The sequence below is a fragment of the Pseudomonas sp. zfem005 genome, assembly GCF_032621735.1.
Lineage (GTDB): Bacteria > Pseudomonadota > Gammaproteobacteria > Pseudomonadales > Pseudomonadaceae > Metapseudomonas > Metapseudomonas solani.
Genome location: NZ_JAVYJE010000008.1, coordinates 350,221 through 366,174 on the forward strand (window position 1 = coordinate 350,221; position 15,954 = coordinate 366,174).

Sequence of the window (15,954 nt, forward strand, 5' to 3'; positions counted from 1 at the left end):
CGTTCTTGTTGATAAGGACTCAATGGTCGCCGGGGGGAGGGCGTGGGGGTATCAACCGGAGGGATGAGGAGCAGCCGGAAGCTTGAAGCTTGAAGCCAGAAGCCAGAAGCCAGAGCCGCTTTTTCTTCCGGCTTTCGGCTTCCAGCTGCCTTTTCAAGCTGTCCCTTTAGGGACATACCCATCCCCCTCATTTGCCCCGACCATCCCCCCATACCCAACAAAACAAACCGAACAAGGGGAGGGGCGAGATGAACGAGAGCACCACACTGGGGCGGCCTGCCTCGGGCAGCGGTGGCGTGAGCTACCAGGATGTGTCCGCCGGCTATTTCGAACAGCGCACGCTGCAGCGTCATGCGGGGTTCTTCACCCTGCTGGTGCTGGGTGTGGGCGCGGTGATCGCCGGGCAGTATTCCGGCTGGAACCTGGGCCTGGCCCAGGGCTTCGGCAGCATGCTGGCGGCCACCGTGATCATCGCCTTTATGTACCTGCTGCTGTGCTCGTCCATCGGCGAGATGTCCGCCGCGCTGCCCCATACCGGCGGTGCCTATTCCTTCGCCCGTACCACCCTGGGGCCATGGGGTGGCTTCAGCACCGGGCTGGCGGAGAACATCGAGTTCATCCTGGCGCCCGCCGGCAACATGTTCTTCATGGGCACCTACCTGTCGGCGATCTTCGGCACCGCGCCGGAGTGGCAGCCCTTGTGGTGGCTGGTGGGCTATGCCTGCATGTTGCTGCTGTCGGTGCGTGGGCTGGGCGTGTCGATGCGCGTGGTGGTGGTGATCACCCTGGCGGCCATCGGCGTGCTGGTGTTCTTCTTCGCCACGGCCATCCCCCATGTGGACTTCGCCGCCAAGGCCCTGAACCTGGCTGCGGGTGACGCCGGCACGCCGGTGGAAGTGGCCGGCGGCAATGGACCCTGGCTGCCCTTCGGCCTCACCGGGATCATGCTGGCGCTGCCCTTCGGCGTGTACATGTTCCTCGCCATCGAGCAGCTGCCGCTGACCGCCGAGGAGTCCCATGACCCCAGCCGCCACGTACCGCGCGCGCTGGTGTTCGGCATCCTGATACTCACCGTGCTGGCTTTGGGCGTGCTGTTCTTCAGTGCCTCCATCGGCGGTGGCGCCTTCGCCATGAGCAGCTCGGGCGAGCCGCTGCTGGACGGCTTCCGCGAGATTTTCGGGCACACCGCAAGCAAGGTGCTCTCGGCCGTGGCGGTGCTGGGCCTGGCGGCGTCCTTCCTGGCGGGCAGCTTCGCCGCCGGGCGCAACATCTACTCCCTGTCCCGCGCCGGCTACCTGCCCACCGCGCTGTCGGTCACCCACCCGGTGAACAAGACGCCCAACGTCGCCCTGCTGACCGGTTCGCTGCTGGCGCTGAGCATTCTGCTGGTGTTCTGGTTCAGCTTCGGCCGCGAGAACAACGCGCTGATGGGCGGGATCATGGTCAGCATGATCGTGTTCGCCGGGATGATCTCCTACATCCTGCAGAGCATCGCCTTCATCCGCCTGCGCCGCCTGCACCCGGACCTGCCGCGCCCCTACCGCAGCCCCTACGGCGTGTTCGGCGCGCTGGTGGTGATCGGCATCTCGGCCATCACGCTGATCTACCAGTTCCTCGACCCGCTCTACAAATGGGCCGCCCTGGGCGCCGCCGCCTGGTACCTGATCGGCATGGCCTATTTCGCCTTCTACCGCCGTCACCGCCTGGTGCTGTCGCCGGAAGAGGCCTTCGCCGTCAGTGGCGGCCGTGAGGGGCACCCGCGCTGAAGCCCGCTCTCGGATAACCCCATGCACGCCACGTGGCGGGGCCGGTTCGTGCCCCGCCACCTCTACACAGAACCCTTGAACCAGGAGTTGCCATGCTTTCCAACCAACCACGCCTGCACGGCAAGGTCGCGATCATCAGCGGGGGCGCCGGCGGCTGCGGCGAGGCGGCCAGCCGGCTGTTCGCCCGCGAGGGGGCGGCGGTCGCCATCATCGACCGCAATGCCGAGGCCGCCCGCGCCCTGGCCGCGCAGATCGAGGCCGAGGGTGGACGGGCCATCGGCCTGGGCGCCGATGTGTCCCAGGCCGACCAGGTGGAGGCGGCGGTGGCGGCGAGCCTCGCCGCGCTGGGCCCGGCCGACGTGCTGTTCAACCATGCCGGTACGTTGATCGTGAAGCCCTTCCTGGAAGTGCAGGAAGAGGAGTGGGACTGGCTGATGGCGGTCAACGTCAAGAGCATGTTCCTGATGACCCGCGCCGTGCTGCCGCAGATGCTGGCGAAGGGCAAGGGCAGCATCGTCTGCACCTCGTCCATCTCCGCCCAGTACGCCACGCCGGGGGAGGTGGTCTACAACGCCACCAAGGGCGCTTGCCAGATGTTCGCCCGGGCCATCGCCGTCGAGTTCCGCGACCGCGGCATCCGCTGCAACGCGGTGGCGCCCGGCTTCATCCGCACCGCCCACGGCATGCGCGAGCTGCATGACCTGCAGGCCATGGGCGTCAACGCCAGCGAGGCGGACATCGCCGCCCAGCAGGGCCGCCTGTGCGAGCCGGAGGAGGTGGCGCGGGCCGCGCTGTTCCTCGCCTCCGACGATGCCTCTTTCGTCAGCGGTGCCCATCTGTTCGTCGATAACGGCTTTTCGTCCGTGTAGCAGGGAACGCAGCCGGACGAGCCCGATGCAGGTGACTGCCTCGGGCTTTTTCATTGGGGGGCGCAAGCGGTGGGGGTTATCAGGTGGTGAGGCTTTTGGGGTTGGGTTGTGGGAGCGGCTTCAGCCGCGAAAAGCATCGCGAATGAATTCGCTCCTACAGGACTGCACTGTGTAGGTTGGGCTGAGGGACGAAGCCCAACGTGGCGGGGCCTGACCTTGCATCGTTGGGCCGCGCTGCGCTTGGCACCAACCTACGGCGGTGCTGCGCACCGCTGGGCGAATGAATTGGCTCTGTCTGCGTTAGCTGTTGTGGTTTTAATGCAGGCGCTCAAGCACGGTGCTTTCCGGGCACCAAAGGATTTCTGCCACCGCCACAGCATGGGTTTCGCTTCGCTCTACGCCATCCTACGAAAGCCACCGCTACGTGCACGTTGGGTTGGTGCGCACATCAATGTGTGGATTTGAGCGAAGAAAGTTGGAGCAGCCGCCAACGCCCCTCCAGGAGGCCGAACGCAGCGCCAGGCCATGGATGGCCCATAGCGCCGGCCCCCAGACGACGCTTGCGGCGAACGCACTTCAGTGCGGCCCGAAGGGCGAGCGTAGCGAGTAACGGCGATGGAGTGAGGGAACCCGACGCAGTCGGGCCGGATGATGGGGCAAGTTTTTTGGTTCCTTTTCACCGGGCTGGCGTTCCAGCGATTGGAAAAGGGACTCGCCCGGGTGGGCGAAACCAGAAGTATCACCAGAGCTCAGCAATCAGCTGGGCTCAAATCCTCTAGCAACACTTAACGCAGACAGAGCCAATGTATTCGCCCAGCGGCGCCCCGCGCCGCCTCTCCCGGTGGGAGCGAATTCATTCGCGAAGCGCTTCACGGGTTGGCTCGAACATGGCCATTGCTGTGTTGGGCCTCGCTGCGCTCGGCGCCAACCTACGGAGCCGTTCTGCGCTTCGTTGGGGTTGGTCTCAGCTCACCGCTTCCCGGCATGGGAACCATCTCCCACTCCCACGGACGAACACCTGTAGGCCTCTGGACAAGCGGCCTGGCGGCGGCATAGCGTTGCCGGGCGCCGGGTTGGCGTGGTTTTCACAGCGTTCCAAGGAGTAATGGTGTTCGATCTTCTCAAGCCGATGTTGTACGTCCGGGTCTATCGCAACCGCATGCTGATCCGCGAGCTCGTGGCCCAGCGTGAGCAGGACGTGCATGCCACTTTCAGCACCGAGCGCTTGCTGGTGGGGCAGTTCAACGATGCCCGTGTCGCGCTGCGCCAGGCCATCAAGCTGATGCTGCGTGGCCAGTGGATGTCCATGGCGCCGACCATCCTCGTGCACCCCATGGAGATGATCGAAGGTGGCTTGTCCCAGGTGGAGGAGCGCATCTTCCATGAGCTCGGCGCCGGCATCGGCAGCCGCCGGGTGCGGGTGCATATCGGCGATGAGCTGAACGACGAGGCCGTGCGCCGCCAGTTGGCTGTGCGATGAGCGCGGAGCTGGTCGAGCGCTGGTTCGGCGCGGGCTTCGCCGGGCTGCACCCCTTGTTGCAGCAGCTGCACCGCCAGGGCGGGGTGCTCCAGGGCGAGGTGGAGCTGGCGACCGGCAGCGGTCTTGCCGGTTGGCTGGGTCGCCGGCTGGCGGCGAAGCTGGGGCTGCCCCTGGGGGTGCGACGGGTGCCCTTGCGGGTGGATATCCACAGCGACGAGGCGGGCCTGCACTGGAATCGGCGCTTCGCCGAATCCGCCACTCTGGTTTCCCTGTTCCGCCCCGTGGGGCGCTGGCCGGATGGGCACTGGGAGGAAAGCACCGGCGCCCTGCGCCTGGCCCTGAAGGTGGACAGCCACGACGGCGGCTGGCGCTGGGTGCCGATTGCGGCCTGGGTGCGTGGCCTCCGTGTGCCGCTGTTCCTGTTGCCGCGCACCACTGCCTACAAGCGCATCGAAGACGGGCGTTATCACTTCTTCGTCGGCTTCTCCCTGCCCGGGCTGGGGACGTTGTTTTCCTACAGCGGTGGGTTGGAACTGGTGCCGGCGGTGGTGGCGGAGGCGGGGTGAAGTCCGATCGCGAATGAATTCGCTCCCACAGGAAGAGCGGCGGCGCTGCGCGCCGCTTGGCGACTGAAGTCGCCCCTACAGATGCATCCCCGCCAAAAAGACCTGACCGTTGTGTAGGGGGGAGGTCGCTTTTTACCTTCACCGGGCGGAGTCGAACCTGGCACCGCGTTATGCCTGAAACCCCGCAAGCCCCATAAAAAACGGGCCCCCATCAGGGAGCCCGTCATCTTCATCGGTTCACGATCAACCCAGCTCGCCCACCGCCCGCCAGGCTTCGTCGATGGCTGCGTGGGCGTAGGCGCTCCAGGCGGCGTCGGAGTTGGCGATGGTGACGTTGCCGACCTTGGTGCGGGCCAGGTTCATCAGCTTCTCGCTCTCGTCCTCGTCGTCGAACAGGCTGTTGGCGAAGTAGGCGTAGCCGTGGGACCAGCGGTTCACGGTGATGCCGAGGATGTCCTTCTGGTGATCGAAACCAACCGGGCCGAGCATGGCCTGGAGCTGGTCGCGGATGGCCTTTTCCATCTGCTCGAAGCTCATGGCGTAGAGCTTGGTGCGGCCGACCCGTGCCTGGGTGCGGGCGTCCATGCCCATGTTCGGGCTGGTGGGCACATGGACCATGTGCAGGCCGATGGGCTGGTTCGGGTCGCGCGGGTGGCGGTAGCCGCCGATGTCCACGGGGTAGTCGAGCTTGACCCGGCTGTAGGGCTGGTTCGGCGCGTAGATCTCGTGCACGCCGAGCTTGCGGAAGCTTTGCCAGTCGCGGATCACCACCTTGGTGTACACCAGCGGGAACTTCACGTTCTGCGCCAGGGCGTGGGCCTGCTCGGCGGAGAGGTCGCGCAGGATGTAGGGGATGATCATGTTGTAGCAGGCCAGCACCGTGTGCTTGCCGCGCACGCGGTGCAGCTGGCCGCCACGGCTGTAGCCGACGTCCACGCCGCCGTCGCGGTTGCGCACGCTGACCACGGTGCTGTTCAGGCGCAGGCGCACCGGGCTCCTGGCTTCGTCGAGCTTGGCGTAGTCGAAGTCGGCGAGGACGATGTCGTCCATGCCCTTGCCCGAGGCCACGGCCGGGATCAGACCGCGCACCAGCAGGCGTGCCAGCGAGGCGTTGCCATCGGGGAAGTGGTAGATGTACGGCTCTTCCATCTCCGCCTTGGCTTCTTCGCTGACGGGGGAGAGGTCCATGGCGGCGAAGCCGGGGAAGCCCACCGAGTAGGCATCGGCGGCGGCCACGGCGTCGATGCTCAGGGCCGAGAAGTCGTTGGTGCGGGCGAGGAAGTAGCGGGTGGCCGCTTCGCTCAGGCCCACGTCCTTGCGCAGGAAGTCCTGGTAGCTGGTCTTGGCCAGGTGGGCTTCCTTCTCCTCGCGGCTCTTGCCGGCGAGGTAGTCGCGGGGCGCCTCGTGCAGGTCGATCAGCGCCTGGCGGTCGGCGTCGGGCAGCGGGAAGTCATTGATGAACGCACGCCAGCTGCGGGCGTTGAGTTTCTCCGGGGCGATGTCGTCGGCCACCATGGGCGTCGGGTCACCGGTCACCAGCTTGTCCTGGCCGAAGCCGGCCTTGTCGAAGAACACCCCGCGGGACAGGCCCAGGCCCGGGTAGAAGTCGCGGTCGAAGGCGGTCTCGAAGCGGTCGATATCCACGCCCAGCTGCTTGAGCAGGCCGTTGACCTCCTTGCTGTAGAGGTGCTTGGGCGACTGGAAGGCCTCGCTGCCGCCGTAGCCGAGGATCATCCGGCCGCCGGCCTGGAATTCGTTGCGCTTGGCATGGCCGCCGAAGTCGTCGTGGTTCTCGACGATGAGCACCCGCGCCTGCGGGTTCTTCTGGCGGTAGAACCAGGCCGCAGCGAGGCCGCTGAGGCCGCCACCGACCACCACCAGGTCGTACTCCTCTTCGATCTTCAGGCCGTCGGTGTCGAACACCTTCTTCTCCCAGCCCATCTGGTGCGCCACCTCGAAGGCGCCTGGGTGGCTACCGCGCAGGCCGGTGAGGGCGGGCGGGTAGTAGCGGCCGGAGGGGGCGGCCTGGAGCAGCTGCAGCGGGGTGAGTCCGGCGCCGATGGCGAGGGCAGCGCCGTTGAGGAAGTCGCGGCGGGTGATGGTCATGGTGTACCTGCAAGGCGTTGTCGTTTTTATGCATGGCGCCCGGGTCGTGCCGGGCGCCACGTCGGGCTTACCAGCCCAGTTGTTTATTGAAGCCCAGGGCGTCGTAGTAGTCGCCCTGGTAGGCGATCTTGCCGTCCTTGATGCGGACGAAACTCACCCCTTCGAACTTCAGGGGCTTGTTGGTGGCCGGGGTTTCCGCGCCCCAGGCGCCACTGTTGGTGCCGCTGAATTCCCATTGGAAGGCGATGCCGTCGGGCCCGACTATGGGCTCGCTGGTCATCCTCCACTTCAGGTCCGGCACCGCGCCGATGAACACCTTGATGACGTTGTCGCGGGCGGCGGCCTTGCCCTTCTGCGGCGTGCCGACGGTGGCGTCGAAGTACTCCGCATCCTCGGCGAGGAAGGTGGCGGCCTTGTCGGCATCGTGGGCATTCCAGGCAGCCATGTAGCCCTCGACCACGGACTTGGCATCACCGGCGGCCTGGGCCAGGCCGGTGGCGGCGCACAGCAGGATGAAGCTGAAACTACGCAGGGTGGTTCGCATTTCGGTTCTCCTGGGGTTTGGGTGCAGCGGTTTGAAGCGGAGCCTGTGGTGAGGGAAAAGCGGGCGAATGAATTCGCCCCTACAGGGGGAGGTGCCATGGAGCGCTGAGCGTCGAGCGCGCAGGGCGGGCTAGGCGAGAAGCGCGGAGAAAGCGGAATGTACTGCGGTACATGAGCATTTCGACGCGCTTCTCAACAACGCCCGGACCAGCGAGCGGCGCTCAGGGTCAGTGTTTGAACATGACGTGGCGGATGGCGGTGTAGTCCTCGAGTCCGTACATCGACATGTCCTTCCCGTAGCCCGACAGCTTCACGCCGCCGTGGGGCATTTCGCTGACCAGCATGAAGTGGGTGTTGACCCAGGTGCAGCCGTACTGCAGGCGCGCGGAGAGGCGGTGGGCGCGGCCGACGTCGGCGGTCCAGAGCGAAGAGGCCAGGCCGTAGTCGGAGTCGTTGGCCCAGGCCAGCACCTGTGCCTCGTCGTCGAAGGCGGTGACCGAGACCACCGGGCCGAAGACTTCGCGGCGGACGATTTCGTCGTCCTGCTGGGCGTCGGCGATCACGGTCGGCTCGAAGAAGAAGCCGGGGCCTTCGACCTTCTTGCCGCCGGTGACGATGCGGATGTGCGGCTGGGCGGCGGCGCGCTCGACGAAGCCGGCCACGCGCTCGCGGTGCTGCTCGGTGATCAGCGGGCCGAGCTCGGTGTCGGCGTCGTCCTGCAGGCCGTACTTGATGGTGGAGACGGCGGCGCCTAGCTTCTCGACGAATTTCTCGTAGATGCCCTTCTGCGCGTAGATGCGGCAGGCGGCGGTGCAGTCCTGGCCGGCGTTGTAGAAGCCGAAGGTGCGGATGCCTTCCACGGCGGCGTCGATGTCGGCGTCGTCGAAGATGATCACCGGGGCCTTGCCGCCCAGTTCCATGTGCATGCGCTTAACGGTGTCGGCGGTGCCGGCGATGATGCGCGAGCCGGTGGCCACCGAGCCGGTGAGCGAGACCATGCGCACCTTGGGGTGGGTGGTCAGCGGTTCGCCGACACTGGGGCCACGGCCGAAGACGATGTTGACCACGCCGGCGGGGAAGATCTCGGCCAGGTACTCGGCCAGCTTCAGGGCGGTCAGCGGGGTCTGCTCGGAGGGCTTGAGCACCACGGTGTTGCCGGCGGCCAGGGCCGGGCCGAGCTTCCACGCGGCCATCATCAGCGGGTAGTTCCAGGGGGCGATGGAGGCGACCACGCCCACCGGGTCGCGGCGGATCATCGAGGTGTGGCCGGGCAGGTATTCACCGGCGGCGGAGCCGCTCATGCAGCGGCTGGCACCGGCGAAGAAGCGGAACACGTCGGCGACGGCGGGCAGCTCGTCGTTCAGCGCGGCGGCGTAGGGCTTGCCGCAGTTGTCCGATTCCAGGCGTGCCAGTTCCTCGGCGCCGGCGTCGATGCGGTCGGCGAGCTTGAGCAGCAGGGCGGAGCGGTCCTTGGGCGAGGTCTGCGACCAGGCGTCGAAGGCGGCGTCGGCGGCGCGCACGGCGGCGTCGACCTGGGCCTCGCTGGCCTCGGGGATGTCCACCAGGGTGGTGCCACAGGCGGGGTTGAGCACGGCTTGCGCGGCGCCTTCGCCGGCGACCAGTTGGCCGTTGATCAAGAGTTTGGTCTGCATGGTGAATCCTCCAGTCGGGGTTCGCTGATCCGGGTTGGAGCCCCCGCCACCCGGGCGGGGGCGGTTTGTCACTTGCCGCTGCCGGCCACGCCTTCGCCACCCTTGGTCAGGTAGTAGGCGCCGAGGATCGGCAGCATGGTCACCAGCATCACCAGCATGGCGACGACGTTGGTGACCGGCACATCGCGCGGGCGGCTGAGCTGGTTGAGCAGCCACAGCGGCAGGGTGCGTTCGTGGCCGGCGGTGAAGGTGGTGACGATGATCTCGTCGAAGGACAGGGCGAAGGCCAGCATGCCGCCCGCCAGCAGGGCCGAACCGAGGTTCGGCAGGATGATGTAGCGGAAGGTCTGCCAGCCGTCGGCGCCCAGGTCCATCGAGGCTTCGATGAGGCTGTGGGAGATGCGCCGGAAACGCGCGATCACGTTGTTGTGGACGATCACCACGCAGAAGGTCGCGTGGCCGATGATGATGGTCAGCAGCCCCGGTTCCAGGCCCAGGCTCTTGAACGCCGAGAGCAGCGCGATGCCGGTGATGATGCCGGGCAGGGCGATGGGCAGGATCAGCATCAGCGAGATGCTCTCCTTGCCGAAGAAGCTGCGCCGGTACAGCGCCGCCGAGGCCAGGGTGCCGAGCACCATGGCGATCAGCGTGGCGACGCAGGCGACCTGCAGCGACAGCTTGATCGACTCCAGCACGTCCTCGCGGGCGAAAGCCACGCTGAACCAGTGCAGGGTGAAGCCCTTGGGCGGGAAGCTGAAGGCCGCGTCCTCGGTGTTGAAGGCGTAGAGGAAGATGATCAGGATCGGGAAGTGCAGGAACACCAGCCCGCCCCAGGCGGCCGCTTTCAGGCCCCAGGATGCTTTCTCAGAGTGCATCGAATGCCCCCAGACGTTTGACGATGGAGAGGTAGACGGCGATCAGCACGATCGGCACCAGGGTGAAGGCGGCGGCCATGGGCATGTTGCCGATGGCGCCCTGCTGGGCGTAGACCATGCTGCCGATGAAGTAGCCGGGCGGGCCCACCAGCTGCGGCACGATGAAGTCGCCGAGGGTGAGGCTGAAGGTGAAGATCGAGCCGGCGGCGATGCCCGGGATCGACAGCGGCAGCACCACCTGGGTGAAGGTCTGGCGGGGCTTGGCGCCGAGGTCGGCGGAGGCCTGCAGCAGGTTCGGCGGCAGGCGCTCCAGGGAGGCCTGGATCGGCAGGATCATGAACGGCAGCCAGATGTAGACGAACACCAGGAAGCGCCCCAGGTGCGAGGTGGACAGGGTGCTGCCGCCGACGCCGGGGATGCCGAGGATGAACTGCAGCACCGGCTCCAGGCCGAACTGCTGGACGAACCACTGGGCGACGCCGCCCTTGGCCAGCAGCAGGGTCCAGGCGTAGGCCTTGACGATGTAGCTGGCCCACATGGGCATCATCACCGCGATGTAGAAGAACGCCTTGGTCTTGCCCGTGGTATAGCGCGCCATGTAGTAGGCGATGGGGAAGGCCAGCAGGCCGGCACCGATCGACACCGCCACGGCCATGGTCAGGGTGCGCTGGATGATGTCGAAGTTGGCGGCCTGGAACAGCGCCGAGAAGTTCGCCAAGGTCAGGTCCGTGGACACCGCCATGGTGAAGTCGTCGAAGGTGTAGAAGCCTTGCCACAAGAGGCTCAGCAACGAACCCAGGTAGATCGCGCCGAACCACAGCAGCGGCGGGATCAGCAGCATCGACAGGTACAGCGTCGGCCGGCGGTAGAGCAGGTTGGACAGGCGCCGCATGGCCCCGTTGGGGGCGGCCTGTGCCTGGGCGGTCAGGGTCGCGCTCATGTCACACGCCCTCGCTCAGCTGCACCATGGCCTCGCGGGCCCAGCGCACGGTGATGCGCTCGCCGGGCTGGAACGAGGGCGCGGCGGCCTGCCACTGGTTGTTGGCCTGGCTGATGCACAGGTTCTGGCCGTTATCCAGGCGCAGCTCGTAGCGGGTGGCGGCGCCCTGGTACTGGATGTCGTGGAGCAGGCCGCTGATCTGCACCTCGCCGGCCAGGGCCGCTTCGGCGGTGGCGAAGCGGATGTGCTCGGGGCGGATGGAGAAGGGCTGCTCGTTACCGGTCAGCTCCTTCGCCACTGCGCCGCGCAGCACGTTGGAGGTGCCGACGAACTCGGCGACGAAGGGTGTGGCCGGCTGCATGTAGAGGTTGCGCGGGGTGTCCACCTGCTCGATGCGGCCCTTGTTGAACACCGCCACGCGGTCGGACATCGACAGCGCTTCGCTCTGGTCGTGGGTGACGAAGATGAAGGTGATGCCCAGCTGGCGCTGCAGCTTCTTCAGCTCGCTCTGCATCTGCTCGCGCAGCTTCAGGTCCAGCGCGCCGAGGGGTTCGTCCAGCAGCAATACGCGGGGGCGGTTGACCAGGGCGCGGGCCAGGGCCACGCGCTGGCGCTGGCCACCGGAAAGCTGTGCCGGCTTGCGGTCGCCGTAACCGGCCAGGGCCACCATGCCCAGGGCCTCTTCGGCGCGGTTCAGGCGCTCGGACTTGCCCACGCCCTTGACCTTCAGGCCATAGGCGACGTTGTCGCGCACGTTCATGTGGGGGAACAGCGCGTAGTCCTGGAACACGGTGTTGACGTCGCGCTGGTAGGGCGGCAGGCCGGCGGCCTCCTCGCCATGGATACGGATGGAGCCCGAGCTGGGCTGCTCGAAGCCGGCGATCAGGCGCAGGCAGGTGGTCTTGCCGGAACCGGATGGGCCGAGCATGGAAAAGAACTCGCCGTCCTGGATATCGATGGATACCCGGTCGACGGCCTTCACCTCGCCGAAGAGACGGGAAACCTGGGTGAACTGGACTGCAAGCGTCATGGTGCGGTGCTCCGGTAAAACGAAAGGGTGCAGGTGTGGCGAAACGGTCCCCCCGCCCGCAGGCGAGGGGAATTCATCAGGTACTGCTGTTCATCTGTCCTCCCGTCTCCCGGAAGGGAGAGGGGGTACTTCGAAAGAGACTGGAAAAAACGTTCAGCCCACGTCGCGAGCGGGCCTCAGCCGTGGATGGCCAGCGCACAGGAACCGGAGCGTACGACCGTACGTGAGGATTCCGAGCACTGCCCGAACACGGATCAGGCGCGCGCAGCAGCGGGCTGAGTGTTTTTCAGCGGCCGCCCATGATGGCGATGTAGTCCTGGGTCCAGCGGCTATAGGGCACGAACTTCCCGCCCTGTGCCTGCGGAGTCTTCCAGAAGGCGATCTTGTCGAACTGGTCGAAGCCGTTGGTGGCGCAGCCTTCGGCGCCGAGCAGCTCGCTGGCCTTGCAGCCGGCGGGGACGGCGGGGAGGGAGCCGAACCAGGCGGCGACGTCACCCTGAACCTTAGGTTCCAGGGACCAGTTCATCCACTTGTAGGCGCAGTTCGGGTGCTTGGCCTCGGCGTGCAGCATGGTGGTGTCGGCCCAGCCGGTGGCGCCTTCCTTGGGTACCACGGAGGCGATCGGCTGCTTCTCCAGCTGCAGGGCGTTGACCTGGTATGGCCAGGCGCTGGAGGCGACCACGCCTTCGTTCTTGAAGTCGCTCATCTGCACCGTGGTGTCGTGCCAGTAGCGGTGGATCAGCGCGTGCTGCTTGCGCAGCAGGTCGAGCACGGCGCTGTACTGCTCTTCGTTCAGCTCGTAGGGATCCTGGATGCCCAGGGCCGGCTGGGTGGCCTTCAGGTAGAGGGCGGCGTCGGCGATGTAGATCGGGCCGTCGTAGGCCTGCACGCGGCCTTTGTTGGCCTTGCCGTCGGGCAGGTCCTGGGCTTCGAAGATGGTCGCCCAGCTGGTGGGCGCTTCCTTGAAGGTGTTGGTGTTGTACATCAGCACGTTGGGGCCCCACTGGTAGGGCGAGCCGTAGTGCTGGCCGTCCACCGTGTACCAAGGTGCGTCCTTCAGGCGTTCGTCGAGGTTCTTCCAGTTGGGGATCAGCGCGGTGTTGATCGGCTGCACGCGCTTGCCGTAGATCAGGCGCAGCGAGGCGTCGCCGGAGGCGGTGACCAGGTCGTAGCCGCCCTTGGCCATGAGGCTGACCATCTCGTCGGAGGTGGCGGCGGTCTTGACGTTGACCTTGCAGCCGCTGTCCTGCTCGAACTGGCTGACCCAGTCGTAGTTCTTGTCGGTCTGGCCGCGTTCGATGTAGCCGGGCCAGGCGATGATGTCGAGCTGGCCTTCGCCAGTGCCGACTTGTTTCAGGGGCTCGGCGGCCTGCAGGCTGGCGCTGGCCAGCAGGGCGGTGGAGAGCGCACTGAGCAGAGCGGTTTTGCGCGCGGACATTGATGTTCCCTCTTGTTGACTAGTTATTGGTCGGGGCAGTTGAACGTCGTTTCGCGGGCCTTCCGGCCTTTGTTGTTTTAGAAGTCCTGGCCGTGGCGCGCCATGATGTGGCGCACCACGCTGTAGTCCTGCAACGAGTCGCTGGACAGATCCTTGCCATAGCCGGAGCGCTTCAGCCCGCCGTGGGGCATCTCGCTGGCCAGGGTGAAATGGGTGTTGATCCAGGTGCAGCCGTACTGCAGGCGGTTGGCCAGCTGGAAGGCCTTGTCGAGGTTCTGCGTCCACACCGAGGAGGCCAGGCCGTACTCGGAGTCGTTGGCCCAGTCCAGCGCCTGGTCGAGCTGGTCGAAGCGGGTCACGGTCACCACCGGGCCGAACACTTCGCGCTGGACGATCTCGTCGCCCTGCTTGCAGCCGGCCAGCAGGGTGGGCTGGTAGTAGAAGCCGGCGCCGGAATGCACGGCGGCACCGGTGACGCGCTCGATGTGCGGCTGGCCGAGGGCGCGCTCGACGAAGCTGGCCACCCGGTCGCGCTGGCGCGAGCTGATCAGCGGGCCGATCTCGTTGTCCTGGTCGCGCTTGCGGGCGAAGCGCAGGCTGGAGACGGCGTCGCCCAGTTCGCTGACGAGGCGGTCGTGGATGCCGGCCTGGGCATAGATGCGGCAGGCGGCGGTGCAGTCCTGCCCGGCGTTGTAGTAGCCGTAGGCGCGCACGCCCTGGACCACGGCCTCGAGGTCGGCGTCGTTGCAGACGATCACCGGTGCCTTGCCGCCCAGTTCCAGGTGGGTGCGCTTGAGGGTGCGGGCGGCGGTCTGGAGGATCTTCTGCCCGGTGACGATATCGCCGGTGAGCGACACCATGCGCACCTTGGGGTGGCTGACCAGGTGGCTGCCGACGCCTTCGCCGCCGCCGGAGATGATGTTGATCACCCCGGCCGGGAGGATTTCCGCCAGGGCGGGTGCCAGGGCCAGGATCGACAGCGGGGTGTGTTCGGAGGGCTTGAACACCAGGGTGTTGCCGGCCGCCAGCGCCGGGGCGATCTTCCAGGCGGCCATCATCAGGGGGTAGTTCCAGGGCGCGATGGAGGCGACCACGCCCACCGGGTCGCGGCGCACCATGCTGGTGTGGCCAGGCACGTACTCGCCGGCGAGCTGGCCTTGCTGGCAGCGCACGGCGCCGGCGAAGAAGCGGAACACGTCGGCGGTGGCGGGAATGTCGTCCTGGCGCGCCAGGTGCAGCGGCTTGCCGCAGTTCAACGATTCCAGGCGGGCCAGGTGCTCGGCATTGGCCTCCACCGCGTCGGCGATGGCCAGCAGGGCGGCGGCGCGCTGCGCGGGCGTGGTGCGGGACCAGCCGGCGAAGGCCTTGTGCGCGGCGAAGACGGCGGCTTCCACCTGCTCGATGGAGGCTTCGGCGATGGTGATCAGGGTTTCCCCGGTGGCGGGGTTGAGGATGGGCTCGGCCAGGCCTTCACCGATGACCAACTGGCCGTCGATCAGCAAATGGGAATGCAGGGTGGGCGTGCTCGCAGTGCCGGCCATCTTCGGGGCTCTTTTCTTCCTGGGTTTTTGTTCTTCAGTCATTCCAGTGCTCCTGGCGGCGCCCGGCATGACTCTGTTTATAGGGCACAGAGCCTAGTGGGCGGGCTTGAGGTCGACAAATTCTAAATATTGAAAGCAGCGTTCGATTAAATCGAAGGCTTGCGGGCGTTTGGTTGTTCGCGGGCCAGGGTGAGGAAGGGGTCCACCAGCGCTGGTCGCGCGGTACCGCGGCGCCAGGCCAGGCCCACGTCCAGCGGCTCGCCCAGGTCCACCAGCGGGCGCGCTTCGATGATGTCGCCCTCCAGGGACCAGGGGCGGTAGGTCATGTCCGGCTGGATGGACAGGCCGAGCCCGGCCGCCACCAGGCTGCGCACCGCTTCCACCGAGGCAGTGCGCAGGGTCACCTGGGGCGTGAGCCCGGCGCGGGACCAGATGCGCTGGGTGTGCAGGCCCATCTCGTCGGCGTTGAGCTGGATCAGCGGCTCGCCGGCGACGTCCGCCAGGCTGATGCTGTCGTGCTCCAGCAGTGGGTGCTGGGCCGGCAGCCAGAGGCGGTGGGGCGAGTGGGTCAGCACCTCGGTCTGCAGGGCGTGGCGGTCTTCCAGGTTGGAGAGGATCAGCACGCCGACATCGATCTCGCCGCTGACCAGCAGGTGCTCGATGTAGGGGCGTTCGTCCTCCACCACGCGGGTCTTCACGTTGGGGTAGGCGCGCTGGAAGCGGGTGATCAGGTCGGCCAGGTAGTAGCCGGCCACCAGGCTGGTCACGCCGATGGTGAGGCTGCCGGCCACCTGGTCGGTGCTCTGCTGCAGGCTGCGCTTGGCGTTGTCCACCGTGGCCAGGATCAGGTGCGCCTGGCGCAGGAACTGGTGGCCCTGGTGGGTCAGGGACATGCCCTTGGCGTGGCGGTTGAACAGGCTGACGCCGATCTCCTCCTCCAGTTGCTGGATGGCCAGGGTCAGGGTGGACTGGGAGATGAACACCGCCTGGGCGGCGGCGGAGATGGAGCCCGTCTCGGCGACGGCGATGAAGTGGCGGATCTGGCGCAGGGTCATCATGGGGCGGTATTCCGCAGGTGGAAATGCTGCGCGACAGTATGGTTTATCGAAAATCGAGCGGGTGATTCTTTTTTATCGAATGCTTGGCGC

13 protein-coding genes and 1 other RNA gene are annotated in these 15,954 nt (G+C 66.7%); 4 read left to right on the top strand and 10 right to left on the bottom strand.

The genetic code is table 11. The annotated features are described in order from the left end of the window. Positions 1 to 248 precede the first annotated feature (248 nt). From RTW82_RS19690 to RTW82_RS19705, 4 genes are all read left to right on the top strand, one after another. Positions 249 to 1,766 (top strand): amino acid permease, encoded by a 1,518-nt coding sequence (locus RTW82_RS19690; protein ID WP_021221097.1) that lies wholly within the window; start codon positions 249 to 251, stop codon positions 1,764 to 1,766. Positions 1,767 to 1,858: 92 nt separating this feature from the next. Next, positions 1,859 to 2,635, top strand: a complete 777-nt coding sequence (locus tag RTW82_RS19695) for an SDR family NAD(P)-dependent oxidoreductase (RefSeq protein ID WP_057387602.1) — start codon at positions 1,859 to 1,861, stop codon at positions 2,633 to 2,635. A gap of 1,108 nt (positions 2,636 to 3,743) precedes the next feature. Then, positions 3,744 to 4,115 (top strand): hypothetical protein, encoded by a 372-nt coding sequence (locus RTW82_RS19700; RefSeq protein WP_265169622.1) that lies wholly within the window; start codon positions 3,744 to 3,746, stop codon positions 4,113 to 4,115. Then, positions 4,112 to 4,681 (top strand): DUF4166 domain-containing protein, encoded by a 570-nt coding sequence (locus tag RTW82_RS19705; RefSeq protein WP_316926159.1) that lies wholly within the window; start codon positions 4,112 to 4,114, stop codon positions 4,679 to 4,681. Before RTW82_RS19700 ends, RTW82_RS19705 begins: the two co-directional genes overlap by 4 nt. 243 nt (positions 4,682 to 4,924) lie before the next feature. Here the strand turns inward: RTW82_RS19705 and RTW82_RS19710 are convergent, their stop codons facing one another. The 10 genes from RTW82_RS19710 to RTW82_RS19755 form a co-directional block, all read right to left on the bottom strand. Further along, positions 4,925 to 6,787 (bottom strand): NAD(P)-binding protein, encoded by a 1,863-nt coding sequence (locus RTW82_RS19710; RefSeq protein WP_316926160.1) that lies wholly within the window; start codon positions 6,785 to 6,787, stop codon positions 4,925 to 4,927. 67 nt (positions 6,788 to 6,854) lie between these two features. Then, entirely contained in the window at positions 6,855 to 7,331 is a 477-nt protein-coding gene (locus RTW82_RS19715) for an ester cyclase (protein ID WP_043240261.1), read from the bottom strand. A 226-nt stretch (positions 7,332 to 7,557) separates the two neighbouring features. Continuing rightward, positions 7,558 to 8,982 (bottom strand): gamma-aminobutyraldehyde dehydrogenase, encoded by a 1,425-nt coding sequence (locus tag RTW82_RS19720; protein ID WP_316926161.1) that lies wholly within the window; start codon positions 8,980 to 8,982, stop codon positions 7,558 to 7,560. Between the two features lie 68 nt (positions 8,983 to 9,050). Continuing rightward, on the bottom strand, positions 9,051 to 9,857 hold the full coding sequence (locus tag RTW82_RS19725) for an ABC transporter permease (RefSeq protein ID WP_021217182.1): 807 nt from the start codon (positions 9,855 to 9,857) through the stop codon (positions 9,051 to 9,053). Then, a complete protein-coding gene (locus RTW82_RS19730) occupies positions 9,847 to 10,797 on the bottom strand; it encodes an ABC transporter permease (protein ID WP_184487571.1) in 951 nt (316 codons plus the stop codon). Before RTW82_RS19730 ends, RTW82_RS19725 begins: the two co-directional genes overlap by 11 nt. A 1-nt stretch (position 10,798) precedes the next feature. After that, positions 10,799 to 11,827: an ABC transporter ATP-binding protein gene (locus RTW82_RS19735; RefSeq protein ID WP_021217180.1), complete on the bottom strand. Its 1,029-nt coding sequence runs from the start codon at positions 11,825 to 11,827 to the stop codon at positions 10,799 to 10,801. A gap of 150 nt (positions 11,828 to 11,977) precedes the next feature. After that, positions 11,978 to 12,052: non-coding RNA, sX9 sRNA (locus RTW82_RS19740), on the bottom strand. Positions 12,053 to 12,113: 61 nt separating this feature from the next. Beyond that, positions 12,114 to 13,265 carry a putative ABC transporter substrate-binding protein YdcS gene (gene ydcS / locus RTW82_RS19745; RefSeq protein ID WP_184487573.1) on the bottom strand — a complete coding sequence of 384 codons (1,152 nt, stop codon included), beginning with the start codon at positions 13,263 to 13,265 and terminating at the stop codon, positions 12,114 to 12,116. Between the two features lie 77 nt (positions 13,266 to 13,342). Further along, positions 13,343 to 14,848 (bottom strand): gamma-aminobutyraldehyde dehydrogenase, encoded by a 1,506-nt coding sequence (locus RTW82_RS19750; protein ID WP_316926162.1) that lies wholly within the window; start codon positions 14,846 to 14,848, stop codon positions 13,343 to 13,345. A 104-nt stretch (positions 14,849 to 14,952) separates the two neighbouring features. Then, entirely contained in the window at positions 14,953 to 15,864 is a 912-nt protein-coding gene (locus RTW82_RS19755; protein ID WP_021217177.1) for a LysR family transcriptional regulator, read from the bottom strand. Positions 15,865 to 15,954 lie beyond the last annotated feature (90 nt).

Coding starts and splice junctions, on each gene's coding strand:
- RTW82_RS19690 (WP_021221097.1), top strand. CDS start 249: ATGAACGAGAGCACCACACTGGGGCGGCCTGCCTCGGGCAGCGGTGGC.
- RTW82_RS19695 (WP_057387602.1), top strand. CDS start 1,859: ATGCTTTCCAACCAACCACGCCTGCACGGCAAGGTCGCGATCATCAGC.
- RTW82_RS19705 (WP_316926159.1), top strand. CDS start 4,112: ATGAGCGCGGAGCTGGTCGAGCGCTGGTTCGGCGCGGGCTTCGCCGGG.
- RTW82_RS19710 (WP_316926160.1), bottom strand. CDS start 6,787: ATGACCATCACCCGCCGCGACTTCCTCAACGGCGCTGCCCTCGCCATC.
- RTW82_RS19715 (WP_043240261.1), bottom strand. CDS start 7,331: ATGCGAACCACCCTGCGTAGTTTCAGCTTCATCCTGCTGTGCGCCGCC.
- RTW82_RS19720 (WP_316926161.1), bottom strand. CDS start 8,982: ATGCAGACCAAACTCTTGATCAACGGCCAACTGGTCGCCGGCGAAGGC.
- RTW82_RS19725 (WP_021217182.1), bottom strand. CDS start 9,857: ATGCACTCTGAGAAAGCATCCTGGGGCCTGAAAGCGGCCGCCTGGGGC.
- RTW82_RS19730 (WP_184487571.1), bottom strand. CDS start 10,797: ATGAGCGCGACCCTGACCGCCCAGGCACAGGCCGCCCCCAACGGGGCC.
- RTW82_RS19735 (WP_021217180.1), bottom strand. CDS start 11,827: ATGACGCTTGCAGTCCAGTTCACCCAGGTTTCCCGTCTCTTCGGCGAG.
- ydcS (WP_184487573.1), bottom strand. CDS start 13,265: ATGTCCGCGCGCAAAACCGCTCTGCTCAGTGCGCTCTCCACCGCCCTG.
- RTW82_RS19750 (WP_316926162.1), bottom strand. CDS start 14,848: ATGACTGAAGAACAAAAACCCAGGAAGAAAAGAGCCCCGAAGATGGCC.
- RTW82_RS19755 (WP_021217177.1), bottom strand. CDS start 15,864: ATGATGACCCTGCGCCAGATCCGCCACTTCATCGCCGTCGCCGAGACG.